Below are 13,522 nucleotides of genomic sequence, written 5' to 3'. Positions count from 1 at the left end.
GCAGAAGAAACGGCAGAAGAAACGGCAGAAGAAACGGCAGAAGAAACGGCAGAAGCGGTTTCGAAAGAAACGGCGCAAGAGGTGCAGCAAGAAACGGCGCCCGCACAGCAGCAAGCAACCGTGCCAGAAATGGCGCAGGAAAAAGCGCAAAATCCGGCCGCCCATCCGGCTGTGGATCAGGCAGCCAATCCGGCACCAAGCACGACACCAAGCACGACACCAAGCACGACACCAAGCACGGCGCCCGCACCAGGGCGCGGCGGCGAGCCGGACGCCTCGCAGGCCGGCACGAAGTAAATGGCCTGCGGCGGCAGCGAGCAGCCGCTAAATAGCGTCAGCCTGCCGCTTGTTCTCCTGCTCTCTGGCCTGTCCGCTTGTTGGGCTGGCCGGAGACGCATCCTGATGCGGCGGCTGGCGCGGCTAGCAATGTCCTAGCTCGGCCAGGGAACAACTGGCGTGGCCGGCGATGATCAAGTGGTCCACGAGCCGAATATTGACCAGCGCCAGGGCGGCTTTGGCTTGCTGCGTCAGCGTGATGTCTTCCGGGCTGGGCGTGAGTGAGCCGGACGGGTGGTTATGGGCGAGTATCATGGCGCTGGCGTGATGCGCCAGCGCTGAGCGCACGATTTCGGCGATGTAAACCGAGGCTTGGTTGGTCGTGCCGCGCGCGAGGGTGTGGCAGGCCAGCAGGCGCAGGCGATTATCCAGATAGAGGGCGATGCAGTGCTCGACGCGCAAATGGGCCAGATGGGCGGCGCAATAGCGGGTGACGGCCTCCGGTTGCTGCATGACGTTGCCGTCTTGCAACGTTTCGGCGCAAGACCGTTTGGCCAGTTCCATGGTGGCGACCAGCTGGCAGGATTTGGCCGGGCCCAGCCCTGATACCGCGGCCAGGGCGTCGCGGTCTGCCGCAAGCAGCTGGCGCAGCCCGCCAAACTCGCGCAGGAGTTGCCGCGCCAGGCTCAGGACAGGTGTGCTGGCCGTGCCGGTACGCAGCATGATTGCGAGCAATTCCGCGTCTTCCAGGGCGGCCGCGCCGTAACGGATCAGGCGTTCCCGGGGCAGGAGAGGGGTACTGGTTTGGGTTTCTGGCATAAGTCACTCTAAAATGGGGGATTCCTATCCAACTCGATACGGTGGCAGACTTTGAGCGCAGCAGCTGAACCAGTGAATGCTTTGATCCATGCGGATTCATACATCACCCTGAATTACCGCATTGTGCTGGCCTCTGGCCCGGCACAGGGTTCTGTGTTTGCGGATACCTTTGATGGCCGTCCCGCGACCCTGCAAATGGGCACGGGCCAATGGGCGCCTGGCCTGGAAGAAGCCTTGCTGGGGCACCGCGAAGGGGATGAATTCAGTTTCACGGTGGCGCCTGCCCAGGCTTACGGTGACCGCAACCCGGAGCTGGTGCAGGCTGTCACGCGCGCCATGCTGGATGAGCATGCCGGGCCGGATGCCAGCTTCACGCCGGGGGATATGGTGGAGTTTGCCGCGCCCAATGGCTTGCGCTATTCCGGCGTGCTGAAATCCGTCAATGAGGACCAGGCCGTTTTCGATTTCAATCATCCGCTGGCGGGGATTGCATTGACAGTGGATGTGGCCATTCTTGGAGTGCTTTGATGACGAGTGTAGAGACACCGATTAGCGCAGGTGAGATCGTCCTGGCTCAGCCCAGGGGGTTCTGTGCCGGCGTCGATCGTGCCATCGACATCGTGGAGCGGGCGCTGGAGCTGCACGGCGCGCCGATTTATGTGCGGCATGAAATCGTGCATAACCGCTATGTCGTATCGACGCTGCGCGATAAAGGCGCAGTCTTTATCGACGACCTGGATCAGGCGCCTACAGGCGCCATCGTGGTGTTCTCGGCGCATGGCGTGTCGCAGGCGGTGCGCAAAGAAGCTGAAGACCGCGGCTTGAATGTGTTCGATGCTACCTGCCCGCTGGTGACCAAGGTGCATATCGAGGTCAAGCGCATGCGGACGGCTGGGCGCGAGGTCATCATGATTGGCCACCGCGGGCACCCGGAAGTCGAAGGGACGCTGGGGCAGGCAGATGGCGGCATCTATCTGGTGGAAACGGCGGAAGATGTGCTGGCTTTGCAGGTGGTGGATCCTGACAACCTGGCCTATGTGACGCAGACCACATTGTCCGTGGATGACGCGGCGGTCGTGGCGCAGGCTTTGCGTCAGCGCTTTCCGACCATCGTCGAGCCCAAGAAAAGCGACATCTGCTATGCCACGCAGAACCGCCAGGATGCCGTGAAGTTCATGGCGCCGGATTGCGATCTGGTCTTGGTGGTCGGTAGTGTCAACAGTTCGAATTCCAACCGCCTGCGGGAAGTGGCCGAGCGTTTGGGAACGGACGCCTACCTGATCGACCGTGCCGACGCGATTGAACCTGCCTGGCTGGAAGGCCGCCAGCGCATCGGCATTACTGCCGGCGCATCGGCGCCGGAAGTGCTGGTGCGCGAGGTGATAGACCGCCTCAAGGCGCTGGGCGCTTTGTCTGTGCGGACCTTGCCGGGGGAAGAGGAAAATGTGGCCTTCCCGCTGCCCAAGGCCTTGTCGCGCAAAATGGTGCCTGAAGTCGGCCCTGACTCCGCTGCCAATAACGTCAGCTGAGCGGACTCAGCCCGCCCGGCCTTAGTGCCGGCCGCCATGCAAAACGTGCCCTGTCAGGGCACGTTTTTTTTGTCCGTGGCTTGGCGAATATTCAGGCAGCGGCGGAGCAATGGGGGGGGCAACGAGGGGGCAACGAGGGGGCAACGAGGGGGCAACGAGGGGGCAACGGGGCCAGATATTTGGCAGCCAGGCAAGCAGGCGTCTAGCGGAACCTTCCATGATGCATACTTTTTCGCTCTTTGGGCGCTGCCGCAGATGAAAGTCATTCCAATTGATATCTGGGCAGTATCAGGAAAGTTTCATTCGATTTCAGTCGGTAATTTAGATATTTTTGAGTCGATTTTTCCATATATGGAAAAATCATTTGCGAATATGCGCTTTTTCATATTAGGGATTCTACGCATACTGTCATCACTGTCATCGTTTTGACACGTTCCCGCGAATGAACCAGAACGTGGGAAGCAGACACATAACACCGTAGGAGTTGCAGAAATGAAAGCACTGAAACAAACCCTGTCGTTCGCCCTGGTTGCCGTGTCTGTGGCGGGTGCCGCCACAGTGCATGCTGCGACTGATAACCCCAACGCGCTGCCGCCCTTGAATGTCGGCACGCCGTTGAGCTCGCAGCAAGTCCAGGCTGAACTGGCCCAGGCTCAAGCTGCTGGTCTGACCAATGTTCGCCCGAATGACCTGCCGCGCCTGAATGTCGGCACGCCACTGACGCGCGCCCAGGTGCAACAGGAACTCCAGCGCGCACGCGCTGCAGGTGAAATCGAGCAGGTCATCAACTAAGCTGTTTTCCGTCGTGTACGCATCCACCGGTAATGATCTGAGGATGCGATAAAAAAACGCCTGAATATCAAATATTCAGGCGTTTTTTTTGGCGTTGGCGGATTGGCACCGGCTGCGTGAGGCCTGTTGAGCCTATGGGTCGGCACCGGCCATCCCGCAGGGGGGCGCGGGCCAAATCCGCCCTGGGCCCCCTGCGCCTGGGTTTACAGCCCGATGGGCTGAACCTTGGAGCCTTGCAGCGACACGCCTGCCGCCAGGCCGGCATTGTTCAGCACAAAGCCGACGACAGGCTGATTGACGGTATTGCTGTCAATGGAGCCATTGGCGCCCAGGGTGGCCAGCGCGACATTGGCATCCGCGCCGACAGACCAGCCGCTGCTGTTCAGGAAGGAGTCCAGCGCCTGCTGGGTGGTGAAGACCAGGACGATGGCACGGGATTGCGCGCCCGCCTGGAAGCCGATGGAACCGCCGCCCAGGCTGTAATAGCCTTTGGTGACGCCATTGACACGCAATGCGCCCTTGCCGTATTCGCCGCCGACGATGAAGCTGGCGCTCATGACAGAGGGGAATACCAGCACGCCCTTGGCCTGCTGAATCAGGGTTTGCGAACCGGGAGCGGCGCTGTAGAGGCGGCTCAGGGTGGAGTTGACGCCGGAATTGATCTGGCTGCGCTGTTCAGCGGCGCTGGCGGTGTCGTTCGGGGTGGTCGTCGTGCAGGCGGCAAACGTCAGGCTGGCAAGGGCCATGGCGCATGCAGCCAGAGTACGGCGGGAGGTGGAATAGCCTTGCTTGCGCATCATCAGTCTCCATTGAGCTGGATTGAGCTGGAATTGCCCGGCAGAACACCGTGGCAGGATCAGGCATCGGGATGTCGGGCCAGGATGGCAGTTGTCTCGATGTATGTCTATGAGCTTACTGTTTTCCCGGATTGGCGTAAACGCAGGAATGCGACAAAGCGTAATTCCGGTCTGCGCTGCATCAAGTTTTAATGCAATAACGCCGGCCCATCACGCTGGTGTGACATCAGCGTGATGGGCCGGCGAGATGGGCCGGCGTGATGCTTTCAGGCGATAGCGGGCCGGCGTTGGCGGCAGGCGACTAGGCTTATTCCTTGATGCCGGCGGCGATCTTGCGGCGGCGGACAAACAGGTAGGAAATGCCCAGGAATACAAACCAGAGCGGTGTGTAGATCAAGGCCACGGCGGTATCGGGCTTCTGCGCCAGCGCCCAGAGGACGAAGGCAAAGAAGATATACACCATGATGGCGGCGGGAATGCCGCCAGGCATCTTGAAGTTCGATGCGGCATGCAGGGCGGCCCGTTTGCGGCGGTATTGAATATACGATGCCAGAATCATGGACCAGACGAAGATGAAGAGCAGCGCGGAGATGGTTGTCATCAGCGTGAATGCTTCCATCACACTTTGGCCTGCATAGAGCAGGACCACGCCGGACAGCAGGAACACGCAGGAAAAGAACAAGGCGTTGACGGGCACGCGGCGACGGTTCAGGTGGCTCAGGCCCTTGGGGGCGTCACCGCTGGAAGCCAGGCCGAAAATCATGCGCGATGTAGAGTAAATCCCCGAGTTGGCGCTGGAGGCCGCCGAGGTCAGCACGACAAAGTTCACGACATGCGCGGCAATGGCCAGGCCCGCGAGTGAGAACATGGCCACGAACGGGCTGGTGTCCGGGCTGATCTTGTCCCAGGGGGTGACCGTCATGATGACGAACAGGGCGCCCAGGTAGAACAGCACGATACGGATGGGAATGGAGTTGATGGCCTTGGGCAGATTGCGGTGCGGATTTTCGGTTTCCGCCGCCGCCGTGCCAACCAGCTCAATCCCGACGAAGGCGAAGACAGCAATCTGGAAGCCCGCGACAAAACCGCCGAACCCGTTGGGGAAGAAGCCTCCGTGCTCCCATAAGTTGCCCACCCTGGCTGGCGTGCCATCCGGCAGCTGGAAGTGATTCAGCAGCATGATCATGCCGGTAATGATGAGGGCGCTGATGGCGATGATTTTGATCAGTGCGAACCAAAATTCGATTTCGCCGAAATTGCGCACCGAAGGCAGGTTCAGCACCAGCAGCACCAGAATCAGTCCCAGGGCCGGGATCCATAGCGGTAATTCCGGGAACCAGAAGGCGACATATCCCGCGACCGCCACGACATCGGCCACCCCGGTCACGATCCAGCAGAGCCAGTATGTCCAGCCGGTGAAGTATTTGGCCCAGGGGCCCAGCAGGTCACCGGCGAAGTCCGCGAAAGAGCGGTATTCCAGATTGGACAGCAGCACTTCGCCCAGCGCCCGCATCACGAAAAACAGCATGATGCCGATGATGGCGTAAACCAGCAGGATGGATGGGCCAGCCAGTGAGATCGTTTTACCGGAACCCATGAACAGGCCGGTACCGATAGCGCCGCCGATGGCAATGAGTTGCAGGTGGCGATTGGATAGATTGCGGGCCAGATGGCTGCCGTCTGATGCGGAAGCAGTGCCGGATTGCCCGGGTTCCGTGGAGCTGGACATTGCTGATATCTCCTGGTGCGTGCCGCCGGGGGATGACTTCGCCTGTCTGGCAGGCCGCCATTCAGCTTGCGGCTGTGTTTGTCTTGGTGCGCTGCGGCATTTGCGGCAGCAAGCTACGCAGTTTACGGCAATCAGGCGGGATGTGCGGTGCGCAAGATTGGTGTTTTTCCTAGGTTGCGCAGCGCAAAGGCAAAGCCGCCGCGCCATGCTGATGCAGGGCGCGGCGGCTCAGACGGGGCGGGGCGCTTAGGGCGCTATCCGGCGTCAGTCGGTGACATTAGTAGGTGGCATTAGTCGGCAACATTAGTCGGCAACATTAGTCGGCAACATTCATCGCCGACACTCATAGCCAAATTAATAGCCGACAGTGAAGCGCTGACGCGAGTGCGCAGGCCGTTCCAGTTCGTCTGCCAGGGCAATGGCGTAATCCTCGAAGGAAATGCGGCTGCCGGTTTCATTGCTGAGGAGGGTATCTTTGCCTAGCCGGAACTTGCCCGTGCGTTCGCCCGCCGTGAATTCCGCCGACGGCGAGAGGAAGGTCCAGTCCAGTGCCGTCTCGGCGCGCAGCTGCTCCAGGAATTCGGCGCCTTTGCGGGCTTCGGCCAGGTAGGCGGCAGGGAAATCCGGTAAATCCAGCACGCGCTGGCCCGGGGCGACTTCCAGGCTGCCTGCGCCGCCGACCACCAGGTAGCGCGGCACGCCGGCGGCCTTCACGGCTGCAAGCAGGGCGGCGGTGTCGCTGGCGGTGAAATGCACGGCGCTGATGACGGCATCGTGGCCGCGCAGGGCGTGGACCAGGCCGGCCTGGTCATAGACATCCGCCTGGCGGGCCGTCACGCCGGGCAGGGCGGCGATTTTTTCCGGGTGGCGCGCCAGTGCGGTGACCTGATGGCCGCGGTCGGACAGTTCTTTGAGAATGCGGGAACCGGCTTGTCCGGAGGCACCGATGAGAGCGATATGGGCCATGTGTTGTTCTCCTTGAATACCGTGCTTGGAAAGAGGAATAGCGCTGGAGGATTTTCATTGGTCTAATAATTAGACCAATGGGGGAATACTAGGGATTTTTGCCGCGCTGCGCAAGAAGTCACCCGGCGGTGATCAGGTCACGGCGGGCTGACCTTGCCCTATACTTTCTGGTAGCGCGTGCCGGTTGAGGCCGCGGCAGACAGGAATGGATATGGCGGGTGAATTCTCTAAGAGCGGGATGGCAAATGACGGTATGGCTAACGCTGGGCGCATGCCGGGCAAGGCCGGCGGCGGTTTGGCCTTGCCGGCTTGGCAGCCCTGTCCAATCCGCGATGTGCTGGATCGGATCGGCGATCAATGGAGCTTGCTGATTCTTGAAGCGCTGGGGCGTCAGCCTGTCATGCGCTTCAATGAACTGGGCCGGGAGGTCGAAGGGATTTCCCGGCAGATGCTGTCGCGCACGCTCAAGCGCCTGGAGCAGGACGGTTTTGTCGCCCGGACTGTTTATGCGGAGGTGCCGCCGAGGGTGGAATACGCCTTGACGGAGCTGGGGCATTCCTTTTTGTTGCCCATGCGGGCGCTGGTCAGTTGGGCGGATGGCCACCACGACAGAATTCGTGATGCCCGGGCGGCTTATGGGGAGCGCGGCAGCGCCTGAGGAAAAAAACCGCAGGCGGCCGCGCCGGGTTCAGCGCGCGTTGCCGAAGGTATCGCAATCCCGCAGGCGGCCGCTGTCATAGCCGCGCTGAAACCATTGCATGCGCTGGGCGGAGGTTCCGTGGGTAAATGAGTCCGGAACGACACTGCCGCCCTGGCGGCGCTGCAAAGTGTCATCGCCTACGGCGCTGGCCGCCCCGAGGCCGCTTTCGATATCACCAGCTTCCAGGATATTGCGTTCGGCTTCGGCGTGATGGGCCCAGACGCCGGCATAGCAATCCGCCTGCAATTCCAGCTGAACCGAGAGGCGGTTGGCTTCCGTGCGGGAAACGCGTTGCTGCATATCCTGCACGCGCTTCAGGGTGCCGAGCTGATTCTGCACATGGTGGCCGATTTCATGCGCCATGACATAGGCGCGGGCAAATTCGCCTGGCGCGCCCAGCTTATGTTCCATTTCATCGAAAAATGCCAGGTCCAGGTAAACACGCGTGTCCAGCGGGCAATAGAACGGCCCCATGGCGGCTTGGCCGGTGCCGCAGGCGGTCGGGGTGGCGCCCCGGTACAGCACCAGGGTGGCATCCTGATAGCGGCCATTGGTCTGCTGATTGAAGATGCCGCGCCAGGTATCTTCCGTGTCGCCCAGCACGCGTGCCACGAATTGGCCTTGAGCATCGTCAGGCGTGCCGGTGCGGCCTGGCTGGGCTGTGGTCGCCGGGCCTCCGCCATCCGCCATTTGCAGGACGACAGCGGGATCTATGCCGAAATACATGGCGACCAGCGCCAGCACAATGGTACCGACGCCAATACTGCCGCGCCCGACACGCGGCCCGCTGCTGCGGCGGTCTTCGACGTTCTGGCTGGCTCGGGAGCGTCCCAGGCGCATGGTGATTTCCTCTCGGGTGGCGGCTATCGCAGCGGCTATGGCGGCCGCCATGGTTGCGGTGATACAGGGTGGCGGCAATACAGGGCAGCAGCTAGCCGCCGCAGACGTAAAGCTTAACGCGCTTTGCGGTCGCTGGTTTCATTTGCCCGCGTGGCCGTGACTATCCTTAACGGCGTGTCAGGGCTGCCTTAGCGGTTGGGAGTGGCGGCTGCCGCTGGCATGGCGGGGCCTGGCTGCGCGGGAGCAGGGGACGGCGGCAATGGGGGCAGTGGCACCAGTGGGGCCTGCGGCGGCAGTGGCGGCAGTGGTGGCAGTGGCGACGGTACTGCGGGTACTGCCGTGCCGGAAGCGGGCAGGGCGGGAGCCGAGGCCGTTGCCGTGGCTTCCAGCGCCCAGGTATCGCTGCGCGGGTCGCGGCGCCATAGCTCATAGGCCTGCGCCGCGCCGCTGCGCCTGGCGGCAAGATGCAGGGCGCCGCCCAGGGTTTTGAGCGCGGGGGCGGAACCGGCATGGGGCATCAGCCGCAATGGCGCCGCATCTTCTTCCAGTATCCAGACGGCGCCGCCGGGTTGCTCCAGGGCGGCAATCACGAGTTCGCCATCGTCATCCAGCCCGAGCGCGGGTTGTCCGACGTAACGCAAGGCCAGGGCCTGCGGCGCCTGCCAGGCAGCGTCCGGGCCAGGGCGGCGCAGGTGATAAAGCATGCCGTCCTGCCCGCGCAGATAGAGGTTTTGCTGCCCTTCATGCATGAAGGCCGCCAGGCCGCCACTGCTGGCGGGGGCCGTCAGCGGCTGCCAATTGCTCCAGCCAGTTGCCGCAGGCAGGTTCTGGCGTGTGGCATAGAGCTGGCCATCCTGGGCGATATCGAAGGCATGCAGGCGGCCGGTATCGTCCAGCAGAATGGCGGCATGGGCGCTGGCAGAGCTGGCAGCAGGCAGGCGCGGCAGCGGCTGCCAGTCTTGCCAGCGCCAGTCTGCCGCGCCGGGCGGCCGTTCAGGGGCAGGGGGCAAGGCGCGGCTCCAGTAGAGCAGGCCGTCATTTCCCAGGGCAATGGCGGCGCCGGTCTGGGGCGCCAGGACGGGCGGCTGCTGGATACGCATGCCTGCCAAGGCTTGCCAGGCCTGCCAGGCGGCGCTGGCGGGGTCCTGGCGAGTGCTCCAGACGGTACCCAAGGCATCGCGCAGCAGCAGGCCAGCCGCGCCATCGGGCCAACTGAAAGACAGCGGGGCTTCAGCCGCCTGGCTGCTGCTCAGGGGTGTCCAATTGCCAGGCGCGAGGTGCCAGGCGGTGGCGGTATTGCTCCATTCGTCTGTCGTGGCGAGTATCAGGTCGCCACGGCTGCCTGCGGCCAGCGCGGCTGGGGTGTCATGGCGGGTTTGATAGTAGCTGCGCGCAACCCAGGCCGCGGTGGGGCCATAGGGCTGGCGGCAATCATGGCCTTGGGCGCAGTAGCGCCGGTCCAGCCAGGCGTAACGCAGGAACGTATCGGTTTTGGCGGCGGCTGCCGCGGCGGTGAGGTTGGCGGCTCGTTCCTGCGCGGGGTAGTCGATATAGCCGATGGCCGTGTAGCTGCCGGGCAGGCGCTGTATCGCTTCGCGAGTCAGCCTGGCGCTGGCAATGTGGTCGGGGTGGCTATGCCCGGCGCAACGCCAGCAAAGGGCGGTGTAGGGAATCGTGCTGGTGTCATCCAGATGCCGGATAGTGCTGGGCTGGTAGGCCTGGATCAGGGCGGCCAGCGTATCGACGAGGGCGGCGCGGTCATACTGTTCGCGGAATTCTCCCAGTGTTTCCGCCACTTGGCCGGGGATGGTTTCGGCACGGCTCAACGGCGTCAGGCTGCCCCAGCCGTGCCCCAGCCATGGGTCCTGCAGGCGCATGTGAATCAGCTGCAAGCCTGGGCGGCCGCGCAGCCTTTGCCGCGCCAGGGTGTGGCCAGCGATGCGGATCTGGTCGGCCTCCCATTGATCCGGCAGGCCTGCCAGATGGGCGTGCGCCGCCCTGACTGCGCGTTCGCGTTCCAGCATGTAGCTGGCGCCTTCATCCCTTTCGCTGGCCGTCAGGTAGAGCACCGCCAGGCAGGCGCCGGCCTGGATGGCATTTTGCAGGTCGGGATTCATGAAGAGCAGGTCGTCGTCCATGTGCGCGACGATGGCCAGGTCGCGCATGCCGTGGCAGTCCCCGGCCGTGCCGGTGTGCCAGGGCGCGGGCGCAGTGTGCCCGGCGGTGAAAGCAGGAGCCGGGGCCGGGGCTGAGGGCGAGGGCGGCTGGGGCGCCGCGGGCAGGGCTGCCGGGATGGCTGCCTGGCATGTAGTGCTTAGTAATACGGTGCTTAGGAATGCAGTGCCGAATAATGCGGCGCTCAAAAATAGGGCGCTGAAGCGTGCTGAGCAGAACCGAGCCGCGCTGAAGCAGGCCGCGTGGAAGCAGACCGCGTTGAAGCAGACCGCGCTCAGGCCTCTGGATTTCAAGCGCTCAGACCCGGGACGGGGGATGGCAGCAGCCCCTGCCAGACAGGCGGCGGCAAGGCGCGGAAAAGAGAGCGGCATGATCGTGACGAGACAGGAAAACACAGGCGGCAGAAATCCGGACGCAAATTATGCGCCTGAAAGATGACCGGCCGCGGTACGAGGCGTGTTCCTGCTGGCGGCGGGATGGCTTTTTTTAACAGTCGGCGGTTTCGGGGGCGGGCTTTGTCGCCGATAATCCCGAAGCGATATCGCTGCAGTGCAGCGTTGGTCATGGAGCAGGAATGATGGATGGAAATGAAGGTTTGAGGTCTGGCAGCCGCCAGGCAGCCGGGAGCGGGGCATGAGTTTGCTGCCGGAGCGTCCTGGCAGCCATGGCATGGCCAGTTTTGGCGCGGGGCCTTTCGTTACCTTGCGCCGTTTCATGCAGCATGGGCGCTTGATCGTCTGGAGCGCCAGGCAAAACCGCAAGGGCCTGATGCGCGCTGCGAGGGCGCAAGAGCACGCCTTGCTGCCAGTGTGGCGCACGGCCGGGTATAACCGGATCGTAGGGGGCCTGTTTGCCGTGGGGGCACTCCTGTTTCTGGTCGGAGCGCTGTTGTCGCTGGTGCCAGGCAGCCTGGGCTGTTCCGGCGCGCAGCTGGGCATGATTTTTTTCCTGGGCTCCATTCCGTTCACGGTGGCGGCCTATATGCAGCATTTCCAGTCCGCCAATGCGCCGGCTTTTTCCGTGCAGCCATCAGCAGTGCAGGCGCAGCGCCTGGCGCTGATAGGCTGGCACCCGCGCAGCGCCGGCTGGCTCAGCACCCTGGCGCAGTTCATCGGCACTCTGGCGTTCAATATCAATACCTATGACAGCATAGGCACGCCGCCGAACTGGTATCTGCAGGATACTTTTGTCTGGGCGCCAGATATGGTCGGTTCGGTATTGTTCCTGGTGTCAGGCTATCTGGCCATGCTGGAAACCAGTCATGCCTATTGGAGCTGGCGCCCGAAAGAATTGGCCTGGCAGATTGCGTTCATCAATCTTTGGGGCTGTATTTTCTTCATGACGGCAGCCGTGCTGGCGTATGTGCCGCAACACCTGCACGAGGCCGCGTGGGTAGCCACGCTGGCCAATGTGCATCTGGGGCTGGGCGCCCTGGGTTTCATGGTGGGCGGCTTGCTGCTGATGAAGGAAAGCCGGCTGGCGGATCCGTTGAGCTGAAAAAGGCCCGGGTCAGCCGCGCCGGGCGCTGTCGATGGCTTGGCGGGCCACCGTCCAGCTTGTGGCGTTCGGGCGGGCATCGTCCAGCGGCGGCGGGGCATCGTATTGCGGATACGTGTCGCGGATAGCGGTCTGCAGCACGGGCGGCAAGGCGGCGATGCCATCAACGCTTTGGCCCATGGCATTGAAGACCATCAGGCCGGGGCGGCTGCCCATGCGCATGAAGGGCAGCCAGGGCGCAATGCGCACCCAGGCCAGCGCCGCCCCTGCCGTATCGGTTGCGCGGCTCAGCAAGGTTTGGCGGTCGGCGATGAAATCGAAGATTTCCATCGCGTGATAGTGATTGCCGACATAGTCCTGGTAATCGCCTGCCATCGGATTGGGATAGAACAGCGGAATTTCAGCGGGAGCGAAGACCCGTTCATCCTGTATCCGGAACGGCGCCGTGAAAGGCCGGCCCTGCGGGTCGCGCTCAAAAAAGGGGCGCTGATTCACCGGGTCATTGGCGACATGCGTGACTTCAAGCTCTTGCTCCGTCCAGGGGTTGCGCCAGGTCGTGAGCGGCTCGCCGCTGCGCGGGTCGAGATACAGCATGAGTTCACGCGACACCAGGCGAAAACCTTGGCCGCGGGCCGGGTCCTGCAAGGTGCCGGCCTGACGGATATTCATGCCTTCCACACGGAACAGCAGGCGGTCTGGTTCACCCTCGCGGCGGGCCCAGGCATGGCCAGACCAGTGATAGACCACGGGCTTGCCGTCTTGGGTGGAGGCGTGCAGCTTGCGCACTGCCTGTAGCGCGTCTTGGGGGCGGGACAGGTCCAGCAGGGAGTCAGGGCGGGAAGCCGCAGTGTCTGCGGCGGCCGGGATGGTGGTCATGGTAAGCGTCCAGTGGGGCAGTTCCGCCCCGCGGGTGCGCTGTCAGGCTGCCGTGACGGCAGGCATTGCAGTGTTTCCGGCGGTGCGGCAAAACGGGCAGCATACCGGTATTTGCGGTGCAGCCCAAGTCTGGCGCGCCGCAAACGGCGGGGTGTCAGCGGGCAGCGCGGGACGGTTCCAGGTGATGAATATCCTGGGGGCGGAAGCGAAAACGCATGCGCTTGGCGCCGCTGGCGCGGCTGGTGAAAGTCGGGCTGCCGAACAGATCGACGATCATTTCCACCGTGCTGACGATAGGCCGCTGGCTGCCTGCCAGCACCAGGGTAACGCGGTCGCCAATCTTGATATGGCGCGTGTCGCTCAGGGCGGTATGTTCATTGGGGATCAACTGATCCGGGTAAATATTCTTCAACATGATGATTTTTCCTTGTTGTTGTTATAAGCGGCAAGCTGGCGGCCGGACGCAGTGGCGTCGCCGCGGCACACAGCCGTTTGGATGGGTACTGCAAAGTTAAAAATGAAACAG

The 13,522-nt window shown here is 62.9% G+C and carries 13 protein-coding genes and 1 pseudogene; 6 read left to right on the top strand and 8 right to left on the bottom strand.

Annotated elements, in window-relative coordinates:
* Positions 1 to 297 (top strand): annotated as a pseudogene (locus ACTJGZ_RS13525) (hypothetical protein); the annotation flags it as partial.
* A gap of 123 nt (positions 298 to 420) precedes the next feature.
* On the opposite strand, the gene radC reads toward ACTJGZ_RS13525, so the two are convergent.
* Positions 421 to 1,095, bottom strand: coding sequence for a RadC family protein (radC, locus tag ACTJGZ_RS13520; protein ID WP_441663437.1), 675 nt, complete (start codon positions 1,093 to 1,095; stop codon positions 421 to 423).
* Between the two features lie 51 nt (positions 1,096 to 1,146).
* Between radC and ACTJGZ_RS13515 the strand changes: the two genes are divergently transcribed.
* The 3 genes from ACTJGZ_RS13515 to ACTJGZ_RS13505 all read left to right on the top strand — a co-directional run bounded on the left by ACTJGZ_RS13515 (position 1,147) and on the right by ACTJGZ_RS13505 (position 3,416).
* Positions 1,147 to 1,623: an FKBP-type peptidyl-prolyl cis-trans isomerase gene (locus ACTJGZ_RS13515; RefSeq protein WP_441663436.1), complete on the top strand. Its 477-nt coding sequence runs from the start codon at positions 1,147 to 1,149 to the stop codon at positions 1,621 to 1,623.
* Positions 1,623 to 2,624 (top strand): 4-hydroxy-3-methylbut-2-enyl diphosphate reductase, encoded by a 1,002-nt coding sequence (gene ispH, locus ACTJGZ_RS13510; protein ID WP_441663435.1) that lies wholly within the window; start codon positions 1,623 to 1,625, stop codon positions 2,622 to 2,624. The genes ACTJGZ_RS13515 and ispH overlap by 1 nt, the downstream gene beginning before the upstream one ends.
* 492 nt (positions 2,625 to 3,116) lie before the next feature.
* On the top strand, positions 3,117 to 3,416 hold the full coding sequence (locus ACTJGZ_RS13505; RefSeq protein WP_441663434.1) for a DUF4148 domain-containing protein: 300 nt from the start codon (positions 3,117 to 3,119) through the stop codon (positions 3,414 to 3,416).
* 203 nt (positions 3,417 to 3,619) lie between these two features.
* Here ACTJGZ_RS13505 and ACTJGZ_RS13500 read toward each other — a convergent pair whose 3' ends face one another.
* From ACTJGZ_RS13500 to ACTJGZ_RS13490, 3 genes are all read right to left on the bottom strand, one after another.
* A complete protein-coding gene (locus tag ACTJGZ_RS13500) occupies positions 3,620 to 4,216 on the bottom strand; it encodes a BPSL1445 family SYLF domain-containing lipoprotein (RefSeq protein WP_441663433.1) in 597 nt (198 codons plus the stop codon).
* 304 nt (positions 4,217 to 4,520) lie between these two features.
* Complete coding sequence (locus ACTJGZ_RS13495; RefSeq protein WP_441663432.1) at positions 4,521 to 5,942, bottom strand: amino acid permease; 1,422 nt, start codon at positions 5,940 to 5,942, stop codon at positions 4,521 to 4,523.
* A gap of 354 nt (positions 5,943 to 6,296) precedes the next feature.
* Positions 6,297 to 6,908, bottom strand: coding sequence for an NAD(P)-dependent oxidoreductase (locus ACTJGZ_RS13490; protein WP_441663431.1), 612 nt, complete (start codon positions 6,906 to 6,908; stop codon positions 6,297 to 6,299).
* A gap of 253 nt (positions 6,909 to 7,161) precedes the next feature.
* Between ACTJGZ_RS13490 and ACTJGZ_RS13485 the strand changes: the two genes are divergently transcribed.
* The gene (locus ACTJGZ_RS13485; protein WP_441663430.1) at positions 7,162 to 7,566 is read left to right on the top strand and encodes a winged helix-turn-helix transcriptional regulator; all 405 of its coding nucleotides are present in this window, start codon (positions 7,162 to 7,164) and stop codon (positions 7,564 to 7,566) included.
* 30 nt (positions 7,567 to 7,596) lie between these two features.
* On the opposite strand, the gene ypfJ is transcribed toward ACTJGZ_RS13485, so the two are convergent.
* Positions 7,597 to 8,448: a KPN_02809 family neutral zinc metallopeptidase gene (ypfJ, locus tag ACTJGZ_RS13480; RefSeq protein ID WP_441663429.1), complete on the bottom strand. Its 852-nt coding sequence runs from the start codon at positions 8,446 to 8,448 to the stop codon at positions 7,597 to 7,599.
* Positions 8,449 to 8,636: 188 nt separating this feature from the next.
* Entirely contained in the window at positions 8,637 to 10,613 is a 1,977-nt protein-coding gene (locus ACTJGZ_RS13475) for a PIG-L family deacetylase (RefSeq protein ID WP_441663428.1), read from the bottom strand.
* 643 nt (positions 10,614 to 11,256) lie between these two features.
* Here ACTJGZ_RS13475 and ACTJGZ_RS13470 point away from each other — a divergent pair.
* A complete protein-coding gene (locus ACTJGZ_RS13470) occupies positions 11,257 to 12,120 on the top strand; it encodes a hypothetical protein (protein ID WP_441663427.1) in 864 nt (287 codons plus the stop codon).
* Between the two features lie 12 nt (positions 12,121 to 12,132).
* Here ACTJGZ_RS13470 and ACTJGZ_RS13465 read toward each other — a convergent pair whose 3' ends face one another.
* On the bottom strand, positions 12,133 to 12,996 hold the full coding sequence (locus tag ACTJGZ_RS13465) for a DUF1838 family protein (RefSeq protein ID WP_441663426.1): 864 nt from the start codon (positions 12,994 to 12,996) through the stop codon (positions 12,133 to 12,135).
* Positions 12,997 to 13,150: 154 nt separating this feature from the next.
* Complete coding sequence (locus tag ACTJGZ_RS13460) at positions 13,151 to 13,411, bottom strand: hypothetical protein (RefSeq protein WP_441663425.1); 261 nt, start codon at positions 13,409 to 13,411, stop codon at positions 13,151 to 13,153.
* Between the last annotated feature and the right edge of the window lie 111 nt (positions 13,412 to 13,522).

The organism is Kerstersia sp. (assembly GCF_052103615.1).
In the GTDB taxonomy this organism is placed as follows: domain Bacteria; phylum Pseudomonadota; class Gammaproteobacteria; order Burkholderiales; family Burkholderiaceae_B; genus Kerstersia.
Note: the sequence above shows the minus strand (reverse complement) of the source record. Positions and strands in the feature narration are given on the sequence as shown.

Excerpts from the sequence above, each read along its gene's own strand:
- ACTJGZ_RS13485 (WP_441663430.1), top strand. The coding sequence starts at position 7,162 with ATGGCTAACGCTGGGCGCATGCCGGGCAAGGCCGGCGGCGGTTTGGCC.
- ypfJ (WP_441663429.1), bottom strand. The coding sequence starts at position 8,448 with ATGCGCCTGGGACGCTCCCGAGCCAGCCAGAACGTCGAAGACCGCCGC.
- ACTJGZ_RS13465 (WP_441663426.1), bottom strand. The coding sequence starts at position 12,996 with ATGACCACCATCCCGGCCGCCGCAGACACTGCGGCTTCCCGCCCTGAC.
- ACTJGZ_RS13490 (WP_441663431.1), bottom strand. The coding sequence starts at position 6,908 with ATGGCCCATATCGCTCTCATCGGTGCCTCCGGACAAGCCGGTTCCCGC.
- ACTJGZ_RS13505 (WP_441663434.1), top strand. The coding sequence starts at position 3,117 with ATGAAAGCACTGAAACAAACCCTGTCGTTCGCCCTGGTTGCCGTGTCT.
- ACTJGZ_RS13495 (WP_441663432.1), bottom strand. The coding sequence starts at position 5,942 with ATGTCCAGCTCCACGGAACCCGGGCAATCCGGCACTGCTTCCGCATCA.
- radC (WP_441663437.1), bottom strand. The coding sequence starts at position 1,095 with ATGCCAGAAACCCAAACCAGTACCCCTCTCCTGCCCCGGGAACGCCTG.
- ACTJGZ_RS13460 (WP_441663425.1), bottom strand. The coding sequence starts at position 13,411 with ATGTTGAAGAATATTTACCCGGATCAGTTGATCCCCAATGAACATACC.
- ACTJGZ_RS13500 (WP_441663433.1), bottom strand. The coding sequence starts at position 4,216 with ATGATGCGCAAGCAAGGCTATTCCACCTCCCGCCGTACTCTGGCTGCA.
- ispH (WP_441663435.1), top strand. The coding sequence starts at position 1,623 with ATGACGAGTGTAGAGACACCGATTAGCGCAGGTGAGATCGTCCTGGCT.
- ACTJGZ_RS13470 (WP_441663427.1), top strand. The coding sequence starts at position 11,257 with ATGAGTTTGCTGCCGGAGCGTCCTGGCAGCCATGGCATGGCCAGTTTT.
- ACTJGZ_RS13475 (WP_441663428.1), bottom strand. The coding sequence starts at position 10,613 with ATGCGCGACCTGGCCATCGTCGCGCACATGGACGACGACCTGCTCTTC.